At 45.2% G+C, this 18,148-nt stretch carries 15 protein-coding genes; 14 read left to right on the forward strand and 1 reads right to left on the reverse strand.

Annotation, left to right across the window (positions count from 1 at the left end; translation table 11 throughout):
• Positions 1–224 precede the first annotated feature (224 nt).
• A complete protein-coding gene (locus H7844_06285; GenBank protein MEO5356889.1) occupies positions 225–1,517 on the reverse strand; it encodes an acetyl-CoA C-acetyltransferase in 1,293 nt (430 codons plus the stop codon).
• A 456-nt stretch (positions 1,518–1,973) separates the two neighbouring features.
• On the opposite strand from H7844_06285, the gene H7844_06290 reads away from it, so the two are divergent.
• The 14 genes from H7844_06290 (at position 1,974) to H7844_06355 (ending at position 18,137) form a co-directional block, all read left to right on the forward strand.
• On the forward strand, positions 1,974–2,999 hold the full coding sequence (locus tag H7844_06290; GenBank protein ID MEO5356890.1) for a flagellin FliC: 1,026 nt from the start codon (positions 1,974–1,976) through the stop codon (positions 2,997–2,999).
• A 239-nt stretch (positions 3,000–3,238) separates the two neighbouring features.
• A complete protein-coding gene (mraZ, locus tag H7844_06295) occupies positions 3,239–3,697 on the forward strand; it encodes a division/cell wall cluster transcriptional repressor MraZ (protein ID MEO5356891.1) in 459 nt (152 codons plus the stop codon).
• Between the two features lie 13 nt (positions 3,698–3,710).
• Positions 3,711–4,580 carry a 16S rRNA (cytosine(1402)-N(4))-methyltransferase RsmH gene (gene rsmH / locus H7844_06300; GenBank protein MEO5356892.1) on the forward strand — a complete coding sequence of 290 codons (870 nt, stop codon included), beginning with the start codon at positions 3,711–3,713 and terminating at the stop codon, positions 4,578–4,580.
• Positions 4,577–4,873 carry a hypothetical protein gene (locus H7844_06305; protein MEO5356893.1) on the forward strand — a complete coding sequence of 99 codons (297 nt, stop codon included), beginning with the start codon at positions 4,577–4,579 and terminating at the stop codon, positions 4,871–4,873. Before rsmH ends, H7844_06305 begins: the two co-directional genes overlap by 4 nt.
• Positions 4,874–4,893: 20 nt before the next feature.
• On the forward strand, positions 4,894–6,618 hold the full coding sequence (locus tag H7844_06310) for a penicillin-binding protein 2 (GenBank protein MEO5356894.1): 1,725 nt from the start codon (positions 4,894–4,896) through the stop codon (positions 6,616–6,618).
• 23 nt (positions 6,619–6,641) lie between these two features.
• Positions 6,642–8,117 (forward strand): UDP-N-acetylmuramoyl-L-alanyl-D-glutamate--2,6-diaminopimelate ligase, encoded by a 1,476-nt coding sequence (locus H7844_06315; protein ID MEO5356895.1) that lies wholly within the window; start codon positions 6,642–6,644, stop codon positions 8,115–8,117.
• Between the two features lie 10 nt (positions 8,118–8,127).
• Positions 8,128–9,492: a UDP-N-acetylmuramoyl-tripeptide--D-alanyl-D-alanine ligase gene (locus tag H7844_06320; GenBank protein ID MEO5356896.1), complete on the forward strand. Its 1,365-nt coding sequence runs from the start codon at positions 8,128–8,130 to the stop codon at positions 9,490–9,492.
• Positions 9,492–10,574 (forward strand): phospho-N-acetylmuramoyl-pentapeptide-transferase, encoded by a 1,083-nt coding sequence (gene mraY, locus H7844_06325; protein ID MEO5356897.1) that lies wholly within the window; start codon positions 9,492–9,494, stop codon positions 10,572–10,574. Before H7844_06320 ends, mraY begins: the two co-directional genes overlap by 1 nt.
• A 4-nt stretch (positions 10,575–10,578) precedes the next feature.
• Positions 10,579–11,889: a D-alanyl-D-alanine carboxypeptidase gene (locus tag H7844_06330; GenBank protein MEO5356898.1), complete on the forward strand. Its 1,311-nt coding sequence runs from the start codon at positions 10,579–10,581 to the stop codon at positions 11,887–11,889.
• Positions 11,890–11,891: 2 nt separating this feature from the next.
• Positions 11,892–13,376, forward strand: a complete 1,485-nt coding sequence (murD, locus tag H7844_06335; GenBank protein ID MEO5356899.1) for a UDP-N-acetylmuramoyl-L-alanine--D-glutamate ligase — start codon at positions 11,892–11,894, stop codon at positions 13,374–13,376.
• 94 nt (positions 13,377–13,470) lie between these two features.
• Positions 13,471–14,703, forward strand: coding sequence for a putative lipid II flippase FtsW (gene ftsW, locus H7844_06340; protein ID MEO5356900.1), 1,233 nt, complete (start codon positions 13,471–13,473; stop codon positions 14,701–14,703).
• Positions 14,684–15,844: an undecaprenyldiphospho-muramoylpentapeptide beta-N-acetylglucosaminyltransferase gene (murG, locus tag H7844_06345; GenBank protein MEO5356901.1), complete on the forward strand. Its 1,161-nt coding sequence runs from the start codon at positions 14,684–14,686 to the stop codon at positions 15,842–15,844. Before ftsW ends, murG begins: the two co-directional genes overlap by 20 nt.
• Entirely contained in the window at positions 15,823–17,193 is a 1,371-nt protein-coding gene (gene murC, locus H7844_06350; GenBank protein MEO5356902.1) for a UDP-N-acetylmuramate--L-alanine ligase, read from the forward strand. Before murG ends, murC begins: the two co-directional genes overlap by 22 nt.
• A complete protein-coding gene (locus tag H7844_06355; GenBank protein ID MEO5356903.1) occupies positions 17,190–18,137 on the forward strand; it encodes a D-alanine--D-alanine ligase in 948 nt (315 codons plus the stop codon). Before murC ends, H7844_06355 begins: the two co-directional genes overlap by 4 nt.
• Positions 18,138–18,148 lie beyond the last annotated feature (11 nt).

An 18,148-nucleotide genomic window follows, 5' to 3' on the forward strand; every position in this document is an offset into this window, starting at 1 on the left:
TTGCGAACCCCCGCAGGGGGTGTGGCAATCTCTTCTTTAATAAATTCAATAAGAACATACTTTTGCTTTTTGCTATATGTGAAAATTAGGCAACGGGGAGGGCATAGCGCTTTAGGGGAGAGTACGCTGAGGAGCTTGTGATGATGCCAACAAAGTTAGACGATTGAAGGCTACTTGGTATAAGGGAAAGGGCTTTGCCCTTTCCCTCAAAATCTTTTTATTTGTTAACCGGCATTTTCGACAAGCATGGCAAAGCCCATACCGCCGCCTATGCACATGCTGATGATACCGTGTTTGTAACCGTTGCGCTGCATGAGGTTCATACCGGTGACCATTTGTCTGGCGCCGGTGCAGCCGATTGGATGTCCTATGGAGATACCGCTGCCGTGTTCGTTTGGTTTATCGTTAGCGATACCCAGCTCTCTGAGGCAGCCGATAGCCTGGGCGGCAAAGGCCTCGTTGAGTTCCCACATATCTATGTCTTTTACAGTTAGGTTATTAGCTTTAAGGAGTTTTCTGATAGCGGGAACCGGGCCCAGTCCCATGTAAGCAGGATCAAGGCCGCCTGCGGCAAATCCCTTCACTTTTACATAAGGCTTAAGGCCAAGTTCTTTAGCCTTCTCAGCCGACATCATAATAACGGCGGCAGCCCCATCGTTTATTCCTGAGGCGTTACCGGCGGTTACGGAGCCGTCTTTTTTAAAGGCAGGTTTCATTTTGCCAAGTTTTTCCATACTGGTTTCCATAGGGCGCTCATCGGTGTCAATAATTGTATCACCTTTTCTGCCTTTTATCACAACTGGAACTATTTCTTTGGCAAATGTGCCGTCTTTGATGGCTTTCATCGCTCTGGTGTGGCTAAGGAGGCTCAGTTCATCCTGTTCCTCACGGCTTATACCGTATAGGTCAACAATGTTCTCTGCGGTTATGCCCATGTGGTAGCCGTAGAATATTTCATAGAGGCCGTCAAAGACCATAAGATCATGGAGTTCTCCCACACCGGTCAGAGCCATACGATAACCCCACCGTGCCTGAAGTGAGGCAAAGGGGATGTTACTCATGCTCTCCATACCGCCTGCCACGATAACGTCCGACTCTCCGGCCATTATTGATGTTGCTCCCAGTGCGATGGCTTTGAGCCCGGAGGAGCAAACCTTGTTGATAGTCATAGCGGGAGTCTCTTTCGGTATGCCGCCTTTAATCATTGCCTGCCTGCCGGGATTTTGCCCCTGCCCGGCTTGTACAACGTTTCCGATTATCACATCGTCAACAGCCACCGCCTTAAGTGAAGAATCCCAGTCCTGGGCTTTCTTCTCAAGCTCTATAGTGCCCTGGTCTTTTAACTTATCAGGGGCATTGTTCTTCATCTCTTCACTTACCACCGGTCTTAAGCCTGCTCTCTTAAATGCCTCTTTGATTACAAGTGCACCAAGGTCAATTGCTGAAACATCCTTCAATGTGCCGCCAAATGCTCCGACAGGTGTTCTCACTCCACCCACTATTACCACTTCTCTCATAAATCCTCCTTATTTTATATCGTATCGGTGCTACATGCTTAAAAACTGAATCTAACTAAATCTCAGCCCCCAACATAATAGCTATTGTGTTTTTCCTGTGTCAAGAGCATTTTTTTTTGCATTAGGCTGAATTTAAAGGAACTATCCTGCAAACAACGGTAAAAGTGAAAAATTTTCCTACCTGCGGGTAATTTGTACCTTTTCTTAAATAGCCAAAAGTGTAAGTGGAAACTATCCAAATAAAAAATATCCTTATAAATCAATCATATATCTTCCATGGCACGCATATTGCATATAGGTTGTCATGATTAAAATAGTTGTCATAAAAATAAGGCATTAAGGAAAAACTAAGGAGAATATAAGGGGTTTAAAAGGGGGTTAAATGAAAATGGTCAATAAGGACATTAAGAGAAAACAATCAGAAATAAGTGTGAGACAAATAAGCGGAGGTGACACATGGCAGGCCTAACGATCAATACAAACATGATGTCCATAAATGGACAGCGAAACCTGAGAAAAACTTTGCTGCCCCTTTCTGAGACAATGCAGAGATTGTCATCCGGTTTGCGGATAAACTCGTCAAAAGACGATGCAGCCGGCCTTGCAATTGTAACACGGCAGACCACTCAGATTCGCGGCCTTACCGTTGCTGTCAGAAATGCCTCCGACGGTCTCTCCATGGCTCAAACGGCTGAGGGTGCGATGGACGAGATAACTCAAAACCTGCAAAGAATCAGAGAACTTGCCGTGCAGGCCATGAGCGGGCAGTACGGCGTCACAGATATCTCCTATATGCAAAACGAGGTTGATGCTCTGACGGAGGAAATCGGACGTATTGCCGAGCAGACTAAATTCAACGACACCAAACTTATCTCGGGTACATTCAGGTCAAGAATACATGTCAGTTACTCAGCCTCTGACCCGACTATAAGTGTTGTGTTAAATTCATTAAACACTGATTCACTCAGCGGCCACACATTTAATCCGGTTACAGGAGCAAAAGACGGCCCTCTGATGTATCTTAAAGATATACACTCTGCTACCAGTTTAGTTTATACTCCCGGCAGGGCAGGCGGGGATTTTACCGGTAACACAGTAGCACCTCCGCATAACTGGAGTGATACGTCATCATCTCCCATAACATATACGGGAACTGCTGCACTGAGGGTTGCCGACCCATTGTCTTTTAGCGGTTACAGATCAACGTCTTCCAACACGATTGCCATTGTTGACGGCGCACTGAATGTTGTTATTGCTGAGAAGGCCAAAATGGGCGCTAAATCAAACCAGTTTGAAGCTACTATAAGAAATATAGATACCGTCATAGAGACAACAATGGCCTCGAGATCAAGAATTTATGATGCTGACTTTGCTAATGAAACGGCTAATCTTACTAAGTACCTGATCTTGCAGCAGTCCGGTATCTCTGTGTTGGCACAGGCTAACTCAATTCCACAGAATGTACTTCAGTTGATTAAATAGGGGTGGCTTCAGGAAGCCGCCCCCATTACAAGGGGCGTTTCCTGGGGCTGTTGCACCCGGCTGATACAAAGAAGTGAATTTTTTCGTTTTCCGGTATTTCCGCCTGTGGCTGGAAACCGGTTTTTTATTGTGAAATTAACAACACAGGCATAATAATTTTTTTTTATTTATGTTAATTTTTCTCTTGACAATTGCCGATAAGGTGGTATAAAGTGGAAGACGATGGAAGGAAATGGTAAATGATAGGTTTTTTTGGAAGACATTACCAGAGACTGGATGAAAAAGGCAGGATGATAGTTCCTGCCTCGTTTCGTGATGTTTTAAAGGGTAATTACGGTAATAAAATATATATGACAGCCACGTTAAATGACGAGTGCCTGCAGATATTTCCAGAGGAGGAGTGGAAGGTATTGATGGAGAAGGTAAAGAGCCTTCCGAAAACGAACGAGGCTGTGAAGTTTTTTAAAAGAAAAGTTATAGGGTCTGCGATAGAGTGTGAGGTTGACAGGCAGGGAAGGGTGTTGATACCGCATGCGCTGAGAGAAGACGTTAATATGGAGCTCAATGCCGAGATAGTGGTGGCCGGGCTGGAAAATATTATAGAGGTTTGGGATAAAGACAGATGGTCGCAGCAGATAAAAAGAGGCGGCGATGAGATTAAACAGATAGAGGCCGAGCTTTCGGACCTTGGTGTGTAAGGATGAAAAAAGAATGGTTATTCACAGGCCGGTTATGCCGGCAGAGGTCATGGGAATGCTAAACGTACAAAAAAATGGGGTGTACGTTGACGGCACTGTGGGAACCGCCGGACACGCCTTGGAGATAGTAAAGGCATTGGCAGGGGGCAGGTTGATAGCCGTGGACAGGGATGAAGAGGCTCAAAAGCTGGCCGCAGAGAGGCTCATGGGGAAACCCGTGGACTTTGTTAAGGAAAATTTTTCCCGTATTGCAAACATAGTAGAAAGTTTTGGTTTAAAGGGTGTTGACGGAATACTCTTTGATTTAGGAATGTCAATGTTTCAGGTGAAGGACTACGAGCGTGGGTTTAGTTTCGACTCGGATTATCCACTTGATATGAGAATGGACAGGACTTCCGGCAGGAGTGCAAAAGAGGTTGTAAACACCTTAAACAGGGCGGAGCTTGAGAAGATTTTCAGGGACTTGGGTGAGGAGCCTAATTACATGAAAATAGCTGATGCGATAGTTAAAACAAGGCGCATCACAAAGATTCAGAGCTGCCGGCAGCTTTCACAAATAGTTTTGGACATCTATGGCGGAAGGGGAAAAGTGCATCCTGCTACAAGGACATTTCAGGCTTTGCGCATTTATGTAAACAATGAGCTGGACTCTCTGAGCAAGGGGCTGTGTGGAGCCAGGGATGTATTGAACCCCGGCGGGCGGCTCTGTGTGATTTCTTACCATTCACTGGAGGACCGTATAGTTAAAGGGTTCTTAGCTGAGAGTAAATTACAGGGAAGCATGGCTGTTTTGACAAAAAAACCGGTAACGGCACAAGTGCAGGAAGTGAAGGAAAATCCTGCAGCAAGGAGCGCTAAACTCAGGGGAGGTATCAAACTATGATATCGGCGACAAGGAGTACGGTTTTCAGACATCTGCTGTCCGGAGTAGCGGTCGGGTTGATAGTCATCAGTGTTTTTTACATGGTGTGGCTGCGCTCAAGTATCAAATCACTTGAGTACAAACTGGGAGTGCTTCAGCAGAGGAAGGCACAACTGGTAAAAGAACAGAGAAACCTTATGGCTGCCAGGGATAATCTTCTTTCCATCGCTTCTATAGACAATGTTGCCATAAAAAAGATGGGTTTTAATTTTCCGGACAGAAACAAGGTTTTTTACGTAAAAGAAAGGATTTAGTCCTTTAAGAGGCACTCTCTATGGGTAAGAGAGTATATTTCGTATTTGCGATAATTGTATTTGGTTTTTTAGCCGTCGTGGGGCGGCTATTTGACCTTATGGTGTTAAATCACGATAAGTTTGTCAAAAAATCGGCAAACCAGCGGATTGCCGAGGTTGAGATACAGGTAAGAAGGGGTATGATATTTGACAGAAAAGGAAGACGGCTTGTTGCAAACCTGGAACAGGGCTCTGTGTATCTGGATAAGGCCAATTTCGGGGGCAACCCGGAGAGACTACATCAGTTGGCTAAGATGATTGATGTTAATTACAATGAACTGTCGGAGCAGCTCAAGGGTGGCAAAAACTTTTTGTGGATTAAAAGAAAAATTTCTCTTGAGGAAACGGCAAAAGTGGAGAGTCTGAGAATCAGCGGCATTGGGATAACTCCGGAGGCAAAGAGGTATTATACCCTTGGCACATTTGCCTCTCATATAGTAGGTTTTGTGAATCTTGATAACAAGGGCCTTGAGGGTGTGGAGGCTGGGTATGACAGGGAACTTACCGGCGAGGGTGGTAAGTACTCAGTACAGAAAGATGCACGAGGCAACAGGTTTTACAATGAAAATGACAGCGAGAACATAGGCAACAGCATAGTGCTGTCGATGGATGAGGGGCTTCAGTATATAGTGGAAAAGGAACTGGATGAGGCTATTAAAAAGTGGAGGGCTGCTGCTGCTACGGCAATTATGATGAACCCCTTTACCGGAGAGATTCTTGCAATGTCCAACAGGCCGACCTATGATCCAAACAATCCCGCCAAAGGAGGTCCGGCAGGCAGAAGGAACCGTGCCGTAACCGATTTGTATGAGCCCGGGTCAACATTTAAAATTGTGACGGCCTCAGGAGTGCTTGAGGAAAGGCTTGCTCATGAGGATGATAAAATAGATTGCAGCGGAGGGGGTATCGAGGTGGGTGGTAAGAGGATAAAAGACGCCCATCCGCACGGTGTTTTAACTCTCATGGAGGTTATCCAGAAGTCTTCCAATGTGGGTACTATAAAGCTTGCTCAGAGGCTTGGTAAGCAGAGGCTTTACAAGTATATCAAAATGTTCGGTTTTGGTGACAAGACCGGTATAGATTTACCGGGTGAGGTATCAGGCATGGTTAAGAATCCTGAAAAGTGGTCAGGGGTTTCAATAGGCGCCATGCCGATAGGGCAGGAAGTCGCTGTAACTCCGCTTCAGATAGTAACTGCATATTCCATTATCGCTAACGGGGGGTATAAGGTACACCCGCACGTGGTAAAAGGCGTCATAAGAGATGACGGCGGTTTTTCAGAGATTAATAAACCGGAGCCGGGACCCCAGCTTTTCTCACAACACGTGGTGGATACGGTAACACGAGCGCTTATGATGGTTACCGAGGTCGGTGGCACTGCCAAATATGCAGAGGTGGTCGGCAATAAAGTCGCCGGTAAAACAGGCACGGCTCAGATATTTGACAGAAGCATCGGACGCTACTCATCCACAGATTTCATAAGCTCCTTTGTAGGCTTTGTGCCGGCTGAAAAACCGGCTTTTGCCATGGTTGTAGTTGTGTGGAAGCCAAGGGGTGAAATCTACGGAGGCCTTGTGGCGGCCCCGGTGTTTAAAAATATTGCAGAGAAGGCTCTTACGTACTTAAATGTACCACGCGAGGACATGATCAGAAACAACGTTCTGGTTGTGGACAATAAAAACACACGAGACGGGACTTTAGATTAAATGGAGAAAACGGGACTTTCTTTATGAACATTGGGCAGGTACTTGACAGGATTAAGGTATGTGAAATAAACGGCAATATCACGCGTATAGCAGAGGGTGTTACCTATGATTCAAGAAAAGTAAAATCAGGTAATATGTTTTTTGCCATAAGGGGTGAAAACTTTGACGGCCATAATTTTATAGCGGAGGCTGTGAAAAACGGTGCCAGATCAGTTATTTATGAAGACGAAATAGACCTTGAGCCCTACGACGGACAGGATGTTTTATTTGTCAGGGTTTTTGATGCAAGACTCGCTTTAGCCTATATTTCCGCCGATTACTACGGCAATCCGGCGATGAACATGAATCTTACAGGAGTTACCGGCACAAATGGAAAAACCTCAGTGGTTTACATCATGAAATCCATTCTTGAGGCTAATGCTAAAGATGTAGGCCTTATAGGTACTGTTGCGTACATGATTAAAGACAAGTCATTTGCGGCGGAGCATACAACCCCTGAGTCCCCTGAATTCCAAATGTACCTGAGTGAAATGTACAAGGCAGGGTGTACACACGTGGTTACGGAGGTCTCCTCACATGCTCTTTCACAAAAAAGAGTTGACGGGGTTGAGTTTGATACCGTTATTTTTACAAACCTTACCAGAGACCATCTCGATTACCACAGCAGTATGGAGGACTACTATACAGCAAAGAGAAGACTCTTTACAGAGTTGCTTAAACCTTCCGGTATGGCCATTGTAAACATGGACGATCCCTATGGCGGCAGGTTAATCGCTGAGCAAAATAGAGGCCTTATCACCTATGGTCTAACCTCACAGGCGGATGTCAGTGCCCTTGATATAAACCGCTCCATATCCGGACTTGAGTTTACTGTATCTTATGGTGATAAGCGTTACAAGGTGGCTTCAAATCTCAGGGGGTACGTCAATGTTTACAATATCCTTGCTGCATTTTCCGCCGCCGTTTGTCTGGGAATTCCTCACAATGACATCCTTGCAGGCATATACAATCTTAAACTTGTCACCGGCAGGTTTGAACCCATTGATGAGGGACAGGACTTCACTGTCATTGTTGACTATGCACATACGGATGATGCTTTAAAGAACTTACTTGAAAATGTAAAAAAAATAGCTTCAGGGAAGGTAATAACAGTTTTTGGCTGCGGCGGAAATCGCGACAAGGGTAAAAGGCCCGTTATGGGCGGCATAGCCACAACTCTGAGTGATTTTACCGTTATCACATCTGACAATCCACGAAATGAGGATCCCCTTGAGATAATAAGGCAAATAGAGAGCGGATGTACAAACAGTTACCGTGTGGAGCCTGACAGGGCAAAGGCTATAAGAGAGGCTCTCTATATGGCGGAGGCCAAAGATGTGGTTGTTATCGCCGGCAAGGGACACGAAACTTATCAGGAAATCAGGGGTGTTAAACACCCCTTTAGTGATAAAGAGACTGCTATAAAAATTCTGAAAAAACTATTAAAGGAAAGGGATTAATAAAGACAAGGTGTTTAGCTTAGATGACATAGTGAAGGCAACAGGGGGCGGAGTGTCAGCCTGTGAACCTCTAAAAAATACTAATTTCAGCGGAGCTTCCATCGATACCAGAACACTGAAATCTGATGAACTCTTTGTGCCGTTAAAGGGCGATAACGTTGACGGCCATGATTTCCTTGAGGCGGCTCTCAGTATTTCCGGTTGTTGTCTAAGCAGCCGGAGAGAAACGGTTAAACCATCTCAGGGCACTGTCATTGTCTATGTAGAGGATACTCTTAGAGCTTTGCAGTCAATAGGTGCTTATATAAGGAATAAGAAAAGCATTCCGGTTATTGCCATAACAGGCACTAACGGTAAGACGACGACGAAGGAGATTGTCTCTAATGTGCTCTCTTTTGGTTACAAAGTGTTTAAGAGTACCGGGAATTTTAATAACCACATAGGGCTCCCACTGTCTCTTACAAAACTTAACAAAGAAAACGCTGTTGTGTTGGAGATGGGAGCAAGTGTGCCCGGTGATATAGAGCTACTGTGTAATATTGCTGTGCCGGATACAGGGATTGTGACAAATCTGGGACCGGGTCACCTTGAGGGTTTTGGGGATATGGAAACACTTAGAAAGACCAAGCTGGAGCTTATGGATTTTGCCTCTGTAGTAATAGTAAACGGAGATGACAAGTATCTGATGGAAGAGGTCAACAGAAAAAACGAGTCGCTCAATAGAGTAATTGTAACGTATGGTTTTGGTAAAGACTCTCTGGTGAGGGCTCAGAATGTGGAGCCCGTCAGGGATGGTTTTGGTTTTTCTGCACAGGTGACTTTTCCCGATGGGGACTCTAAGAAACTAACGACAAAAATCCCGGGGATATTTAACATTCATAATGCCCTTGCCGCTATCAGCGCCGGTTTTGTACACGGGATAAATAAAAATGATATGGTATCGGCGGTTAGTGGTTTTTCCGGAGTGTCCATGCGGCTTGAAATCGAAAAAAGAAAAGGGATGACTTTAATCAAGGATATTTATAACTCAAATCCTGCATCAACTGTATCGGCGGTAAAGGAGCTCTGCAGGTTGAAGGACAGACGTACGGTAGCGGTGCTGGGGGATATGCTTGAACTTGGTAAAGACAGTGAGAAGTACCACATGGAGCTGGGAAGGCTTCTGTGTGCTGAGGGTGTGGATGTGTTCATAGCTGTAGGCCCGCTTATGGGGTTTGCCGCTGAGGAGTACATCAAGTGTGTAAACTCCGGTGGTGTTTACAAGGCGGAGACTGCTGTTGAGGCGGCGGCAATACTGAACAGGGTTGCCGCTTATGGAGATACGGTGCTGGTAAAGGGTTCAAGAAAACTTAAAATGGAGGGAGTACTCGGCTAATGCTCTATTACCTGTTATACACCCTTCGTGATTACATATCACCATTGAATGTGTTTCGTTACATAACATTCAGAACCGCGGTGGCAATTATTACGGCAATGGCTATAACCTTTTTACTTGCCCCGGAGACGATAAGATTCTTAAAGCGAATCAGTCTTACTCAGCAGATACGCAACGACGGCCCTCAGAGCCATCTCAGTAAAGCCGGCACACCCACGATGGGAGGTGTTTTAATAGTAATATCCACAGTGGTGTCAATCCTGCTATGGGGTAATCTGACAAACCGCTATGTCTGGATATTGTTAATCGCCACAGTATGTTTCAGCGCAATTGGTTTTTGGGATGATTTCCTGAAGGTATCAAAGCGTAACACTAAGGGGCTTAAGGCAAAGTATAAGTTTGGCCTTCAGATAGTGGTTGCGCTTGTTGTTGCCGTTATACAGTACTTAAATGTGTCTGACCCGTACAGTACTGACTTAATAGTCCCGTTTTTTAAGAAATGGCTTTTTGATTTTGGGATATTCTATATACCTTTCAGTGTCTTTGTAATAGTGGGGTCCTCTAATGCGGTAAATCTCACAGACGGCTTAGACGGCCTTGCCTCGGGGCTTGTAGCGATAGCGGTTTTTGCCACCGGAGTGCTTGTTTACATATCCGGCCATGCAGGTCTTGCCCAGTACTTGCAGGTAATTTACATAAATGGGATAGGAGAGCTTACGGTGTTTTGCGGCGCTATATTTGGCGCCTCACTGGGGTTTTTGTGGTACAACACCCACCCTGCTGAGGTTTTCATGGGAGATGTGGGCTCTCTTGGCCTGGGAGGAGCACTGGGCACTTTAGCCACATTAACCAAACACGAGATTGTCCTTGTGGTTGTAGGCGGAATTTTTGTAATAGAAACCTTGTCTGTTATTTTACAGGTGGCGTCATTTAAGCTAACAGGCAAGAGAATCTTTAAGATGGCCCCGATACACCATCACTTTGAACTAAAGGGATGGCTGGAGCCTAAAACAGTTGTCAGGTTTTGGATTATCGGTTTTATGCTTGCCTTGTTAAGTTTAACGACTATTAAATTGAGGTGACGGAATGGGAAAGAGAGTAACATTTATACTTTGGTTTCTTAGAATTTTATTTATAGTAACATTGGTATGTTCTATGAGCTCATTTGCCTGTGCAAAGGATATAACGGCGCGCAGTGCTGTTATTATGGATACCGATACCGACCGGGTTTTATATGCAAAAAATCCGCTTCTTAAGCAACCCCCCGCAAGTACGGCAAAACTCGTTACCGCCATGGTGGTTCTTGATAATTTAGATATAAGGGACGTGACAACCATCTCCGCTAATGCCTCTGAACTTAGCGGCAGCACTGTGGAGCTGCGTGAGGGCGACAGGTACTACATTGGGGATTTGTTGCACATAATGCTGATGAAATCTGTAAATGGCGCCTCTGTAGCTTTAGCAGAAGCGGTAAGCGGCTCTGAAGGGGCGTTTGTTAATTTAATGAATAAAAAAGTTAAAAAAATAGGCGCAGGTAATACCAGATACATAAATTCCCACGGCCTTCCAGGAGAAGGACAGTACATAACGGCCTATGATCTTGCCATTGTTATGAGAGAATCTCTTCAATACCATGTGATTAGAGATATAATCAATAAAAAGACAAAAACAGTTGTCTCCATTGACGGCACAACCGCATCACTGATAAATACAAACAAACTTTTATGGAAAGATGAGGATTTACTCGGCGGCAAAACCGGCTACACCAAGGCGGCAAGACACTGCCTTGCCTTTGCAGCCGAACGCGGGGAAAACACGTATGTTGCAGCAGTGTTAGGAGACACCCAGAGGTCTAATCTATGGAGGAGTGCCGAGACCGTTCTTAATAAAGGTTACGATATTTCAGAATCACACACTAAGCCGGAGATACACTTCAGTAACGGCAAAGGCGGTGATTTAAATAAAATAACCGTTAAATCCCGCAATCATTATTCAAAGAAAAGTAAAGGACACTATGAAGCCAAAGTGGTCTCAAAGCACACTGAGCGTGCTTACAGAGGGAAGAAAGCGGAAGTAGTGAAAATTGCAAAATCTGGTTCTCCAAACCACGGTACAGGCAAGATTGCATCAGCTAAGTCTCAGAAGAAACTAATTGCAAAGGCTCATAATAACCGCAGCTCTAAGGGTGCTCTGAAGAGGGCAAAACTTACGGCAAAGTCTTCTTATGGCAAGAGCAAGATATTAAAGAGTGACTCCGGTGGTAATACAAAACATGCCAAAAAGGTGGAACCTTGTAAAATAGTTAAAAATTCCAGAAAAAACAAAATCTGTAAAGACAGTGGCAAAGTTTATGATGTGGCTTTTACCGACCCAAAGAATAAGCCGGTTGCTTACTGATTATGGAAGGTGGTGCAGAGATGACAATGTATAAAAACTTCAGAGATAAAAAGGTAGCCGTGGTGGGACTGGCAAGGAGCGGGGTAGGGGCGGCAAACCTTTGTGTAAGGCTGGGGGCTGTGACCACGGTCTTTGACATCAAAGCCGTGGAGGAGCTTGAGGGGTTTATTCAACAGTTGGATTCCTCTGTGGTGGTAAAGGCAGGCGGTTTTGCCGATGATGCTTTCACATCTTTTGACACGGTTGTTGTAAGCCCGGGGGTAGCGCTGAATATACCGTCTCTGTTGCGTGCAAAAAGTGACGGGATACGAATAATCGGGGAGCTTGAGCTGGCATATCAGGTATTGGAGGAGCTGAGAAAGGTTGGGGCGGCGGCATATCTGGCAATAACCGGCACTAACGGTAAATCAACTACCACGACTTTGCTATATGAGATATTGCGCCAGAGCGGATTTAATACGATAATAGGCGGCAACATCGGGATGGCCGTCACTGAGGAAATAAGTAAAATTGTTAAAAACTTTGAGAAACCCAGGGAATTCGTAAGCCCTGATTATATAGTTACCGAGGTCTCGAGTTTTCAGTTGGAGTCAATAGATAAGTTTAAGCCGAAGGTGTCGGCTGTACTAAACATAACGCCTGACCATCTTGACAGACATGAGACTATGGATGAGTATGTGGAGGCCAAAGCCCGGATTTTTTTAAATCAGGATGCAATGAATTTTCTGATATTAAATGCCGATGACCCTTTGACAAGAGGATTGGCAAAGAGGGTGGGGAAAAACGGCCCCGATGTGCTTTTCTTTAGCCGTAAGGAACGGGTAAGAGGGGCTTTTTATAAAGACGGCGTTATTTATTTTAACATACCGGAGCTTGAAATTCTCTGTCCTGAGCTGGTGGATGCCTCAAAAGTTGGTGCAGGGAAAAATCCATTTACCTTTAACACGTCGGACTTTACGATTGTCGGTGGCCACAACATAGAAAACGCAATGGCTGCAGCCCTTATGGCACTGGTCAGCGGCTGTAAGGTTACTGATATCTGGAATACTCTTGTCTCATTTAAAGGACTGGAGCACAGACTGGAGTTTGTGACAGAGAAAAAAGCAGTTAAGTACTTTAACGACTCAAAAGGCACAAACGTTTGGTCTGTGGTTAAATCACTTGAGAGTTTCACAGAGCCGATAGTGTTGATAGCCGGTGGCAGAGACAAGTCAGGGGATTTTAGTCCGCTTAGACACCTTGTTAAGGAGAGGGTTAAGGCGCTGGTTCTGATAGGTGAGGCAGGGGGGAAGTTACGGGATGCCTTAGGGGATTTGACACAAGTACATTTTGCCGGGGATATGTTTGAGGCGGCAAAGGTTGCCGGAGAGCTGGCGGTTGCCGGCGATGTGGTTTTACTGTCTCCGGCCTGTGCAAGTTTTGATATGTTTAAGGATTTTGAGGAAAGGGGCAGAGTGTTTAAAGAGGCTGTCATGAGGCTTACTTAGAGTTTGCCGATTGTGGAAAAAATCCTTTAAAAAAAGTATTACGGAGAGTTCTTTAGAAACATATGGAAAATAGAGAGAGGGTAACCGGAGATTAATGGAAGAGAAAAGAGCCGTTAAGACAAAGCAATTTGACAGGGTCTTGTTGATAACGACAATGGCGCTCTTGTTTGTCGGCGCTGTCATGGTCTATAGCACAACCTCTATTGTTGCCCCTTCCAAAGGCGGCGGTGCTGCTGTGTCCGCCTCACTTATAGATTTAAGGTATTTAAAGAAGCACCTTGTTTCCATTGTGCTGGGAATAGTGCTTATGGTGGGCTTTTATAAGCTACGGCTCGGAGTGCTTAAAAGATATGCTTTTATTTTGTTAGGGTTTGCGGCGTGCCTTCTTATTGCCGTAAAGATGCCCTATATCGGGCTTACTGTAAATGGAGCAAGGAGATGGATACGGATAGTGCATTTTACATTTCAACCCTCTGAGCCGGCAAAGCTGGTTCTTATTGTGTTCCTTGCCAGGTATCTTTCGGATAAGAGTTTCAACCCGGAGAGTTTTAAATCATTTATAAAGCCGATTGTCTTAATGGGGACACTCCAGGGGCTGTTACTTTTGCAGCCGGATTTCGGCTCCAGCGTCATTATTGGTATAATAACGTTCTCAATGTTGTTTGTGGCACGGGTCAAAATAAAATTCATACTGTCTTTGGGAATATTACTTATTCCTGTGGTTATAAAATTAATTATGAAGCCGTACCGGCTGCAGCGTATAATGGTTTTTTTAGATCCGTGGGCGGATGAGAGAAATACCGGGTTTCAACTGATTCAGTCTTTTGTTGCTTTTGGTACCGGTGGGCTTAATGGGCTGGGAGTAGGCAAAAGCGCTCAGAAATTATTCTTTTTACCTGAGGCAAAGACCGACTTTATCTTTTCCATAGTAGGGGAGGAAATAGGCTTTATAGGGGCAACGGTTGTTGTAATTCTGTTTATGATTCTGTTTATAAGAGCGGCACTGATAACTCTCAGGCAAAAGGAGCCATATCTGTACTACCTGGCCTGTGGTATTACAATGCTAATAGGGGTGCAGGCACTTTTAAATCTGTCTGTAGTCTGCGGTCTTTTACCGACCAAGGGGCTTCCGCTGCCATTTATAAGTTACGGCGGCACTTCTATGATAATGAACCTTATAGAGATTGGGATTTTACTTAACCTTGCAAAGGGGGAGAGTGAGGAGGAAGGGTCGGTAAGTCCTCACGTTGACATCTACTCCGGTATGAGGGAAAAGATAATGAGACCGAGAGGGAGGGTATTGTCTGATGTCAAGTGGAAAGCATAAAATAGTCATAGCAGGGGGCGGCACGGGCGGCCATCTTTATCCGGGCATAGCCATAGCTGAGGAGATTAAAAAGAGGGAAGAGGATGCCGAGATTGTCTTTATGGGTACCTATAAAGGGATTGAGGCAAGGGTGCTGCCTGCTGAGAAGTATTATGTTAAGTTACTAAAAACCGAGGGATTTGTCGGTGTCTCCTTGTTTAAAAAGATCAGGGCTCTGTACAGAACTATAGCGGCTTTTTTTGAGGCATATTCATTTTTAAAAAAACTTAAGCCTGACTTAATGATAGGAACCGGTGGTTACGCCTCCTTTATTCCTGTTGCGGCGGCATTTTTCCTGTCTATACCGGTAGTTATTCATGAGCAAAACTCAATTCCAGGCCTTGCCAACAAGGTGCTCTCCAGACTGGCACAAAAAGTATGTATAACATATGAGAGTTCTCTGTCCTTCTTCCCCAAAAATAAAACAGTCCTGACCGGCAACCCTGTAAGGGAAAGGATTCTGAAGGTGGAGAGAAAAGATGGTGTTAATAAGTTTTCGCTTAGGGAAAACATGTTTACCGTGTTTATCTTTGGAGGCTCACTTGGTGCAAGGACTCTTAACACCGCCGCCATAGAATCACTGGAGTACCTTTTGCCCTATAAGGATAGGATACAGTTTTTACATCAGACCGGAGAGAAGGACTACGAGCAGGTCAGGGCGGAGTATCAGCGCAGGGGGATGATTGGCACTGTGGCTCCTTTTATCTATAATATGCCTGAGGCCTATGCAGCCGGTGATATGATAGTGTGCAGGGCAGGGGCGACAACACTTGCCGAGATAACCGCTATAGGGATTCCTTCAATTCTTGTGCCGTTTCCCTATGCAACGGCCTCTCACCAGGAGGCTAACGCCTCACGCCTTGCCGTAAGCGGAGCGGCTGTTATGATTAAAGATAATGACCTCAACGGCAGTGTGCTTGCAGAGCATATAAAGAAACTCTTTATGGACGAAAACATGAGAAATCGTCTGAAGCGTGAGAGCATGGCTTTTGGCAGACCCGAGGCTGCCAAGAAAGTTGTCTGTATCTCCCTGCTTTTAATAAAAGATAAATCAAAGCTTGCAAATCAGGAGTATGACAAATGTTTAACCGGTACAGAGTAATTCACTTTGTGGGCATAGGCGGCATAGGAATGAGCGGAATAGCCAGAGTGTTGAAAAACCTTGGTTATACCGTCACAGGTTCGGACCTAAAATCCTCGGCAACAACCGATGTGCTGATAAGTGAGGGAATAAGGGTTTACATAGGTCACAGAGCTGAAAATGTTGACAATGCTCATGTAGTGGTCGTAACCTCTGCGGTAAACGGAGCAAATGCGGAGGTGGATGAGGCAAGGAGGCGCTCAATTCCTGTGATACCACGGGCGGAGATGCTGGCTGAGGTGGGAAGATTAAAGTACGGTATTCTTGTTGCCGGCTCACACGGCAAAACCACAACAACATCGTTATTAGCCGGTATTTTGATTAAATCCGGACTTGACCCCACTGTAGTACTGGGTGGAAAACTAAACGACACAAACAGCAATGCCTGTGTTGGAAAGGGTGATTTTCTTGTTGCTGAGGCTGATGAGAGCGACGGCTCCTTTCTCAAACTTAATCCTACGGTTGCCATAATTACAAACATAGACAGAGAGCACATGGATTTCTATTTGAACATGGAAAGTTTAAAATCCGCCTATGCGAGTTTTTTGAACAAGGTGCCTTTTTACGGCATAGGTGTGGTGTGCATTGACGACCCTAATATAATAGACATATTACCGAATGTTAACAGAAAGTATATTACTTACGGATTGAAAGAAGGTGCTGACTTTATGGCAAGAAACATAAAATACAGCTTTCAAAAAACAGAATTTGACCTAATAGCCGGAGGCCGGAGCTATGGAGCCTTTACGATTAATCTCTCAGGCAGGCACAATGTTTTAAACACGCTGGCGGCACTGGCCGCTTCAAACTCATTAGATATAACATATGAGCAGAGCCGCTGTGCACTTAGTACGTTTTCCGGGATAAAGCGTCGGATGGAGTTTAAGGGACACAAGGGCGGTGTAAATGTTTTTGATGATTACGGGCACCATCCCACAGAGATTAAAGCGACTATAAACGGAATAAAGCAGCACATAGAGAAACGGCTTATGGTAGTGTTTCAACCCCACCGCTACACAAGGACGGCGGATTTGATGGATGAATTTGCATGTTGCTTTGACGAGGCGGGCAGGGTCTATCTTTTAGACATTTATCCGGCAGGTGAGCAGCCCATAACGGGTGTGACATCTGAGTTGCTGGCGGAAAAAATTAAGGCACGCGGGGTTGACGTCATCTATGCAGGGAAGGGACAGGAGCTTTCTGAGACCCTCGGCATGGAAGCAAAGCCTGGAGATACGCTTGTAACTTTCGGCGCCGGCGATGTCTGGAAAATAGCAGAGAATTTTGTAACACAGAGGCCGACAGGATGAGAGAAGAGTTACAAGAAAAGACAATTGTCGTCCTTATGGGCGGTGTTTCATCGGAGCGTTCGGTTTCTTTAAAGAGTGCCGCTGCGGTGTGTGAAGCACTCAAAGGCGGTGGTTACCATTTTCACGAGGTGGACGCCCTAAGTGATGTTGCAGAGAAACTCCGCGGACTCTGCCCTGATGTTGTCTTCATAGCTCTTCATGGAGGTTGGGGAGAAAACGGTGGTATTCAAGGTCTTTTGGATGTTATGGGGTATCCTTATACGGGCTCAGGGGTACTGTCCTCTTCCATAGCTATGGATAAGGTAATGTCTAAGAGGATTTTCAAGGGAGCAGGACTTACGGTTCCTCCATATGTGGTTTTCAGGCAGGATGATCTAAAGGATGCGATTGCCTCGATGCCTGTACCTCCCCCCTGGGTTATAAAACCCAACTCAGAGGGCTCAAGCGTCGGAGTATGTCTCATCAGAAGTAAGGATGAACTCAGACATGCCTCAAGCCGGTGTTTTAGTTACGGTGAGGTGTCACTGCTTGAGAAATTTATAAGCGGCAAAGAGATACATGTGGCGGTGTTAAATGCTAAGGCTTTGGGTGCGGTTGAGGTAAGGCCTAAGGGTGAGATTTACGATTATGAGGCTAAATACATTAGCGGGGAAACCAGTTATATACTTCCCCCTGAGTTGGAAACAAAGCAATATGAAAAGTTAATGGAAGTCTCGCTTAAAGCGTACGAGGCTTTGGGTTGCAGGGGGGTTGCCCGTGTTGACACTATTTATGACCTTCAGTCCGATACCGTGTTTGTACTGGAGGTTAATACGCTCCCCGGTATGACTGAGACGTCTTTGGTGCCTAAGATAGCAAAAAGCGCCGGATATACTTTTTTGCAACTTATAGAAGAAATGCTTTCTGATGCTCTTAAAAGCACCTATAAGCACATAAGGGATTAAGTCAAAGAAGA

It is taken from the genome of Nitrospirae bacterium YQR-1 (assembly GCA_039908095.1).
GTDB lineage: Bacteria > Nitrospirota > Thermodesulfovibrionia > Thermodesulfovibrionales > Magnetobacteriaceae > Magnetomonas.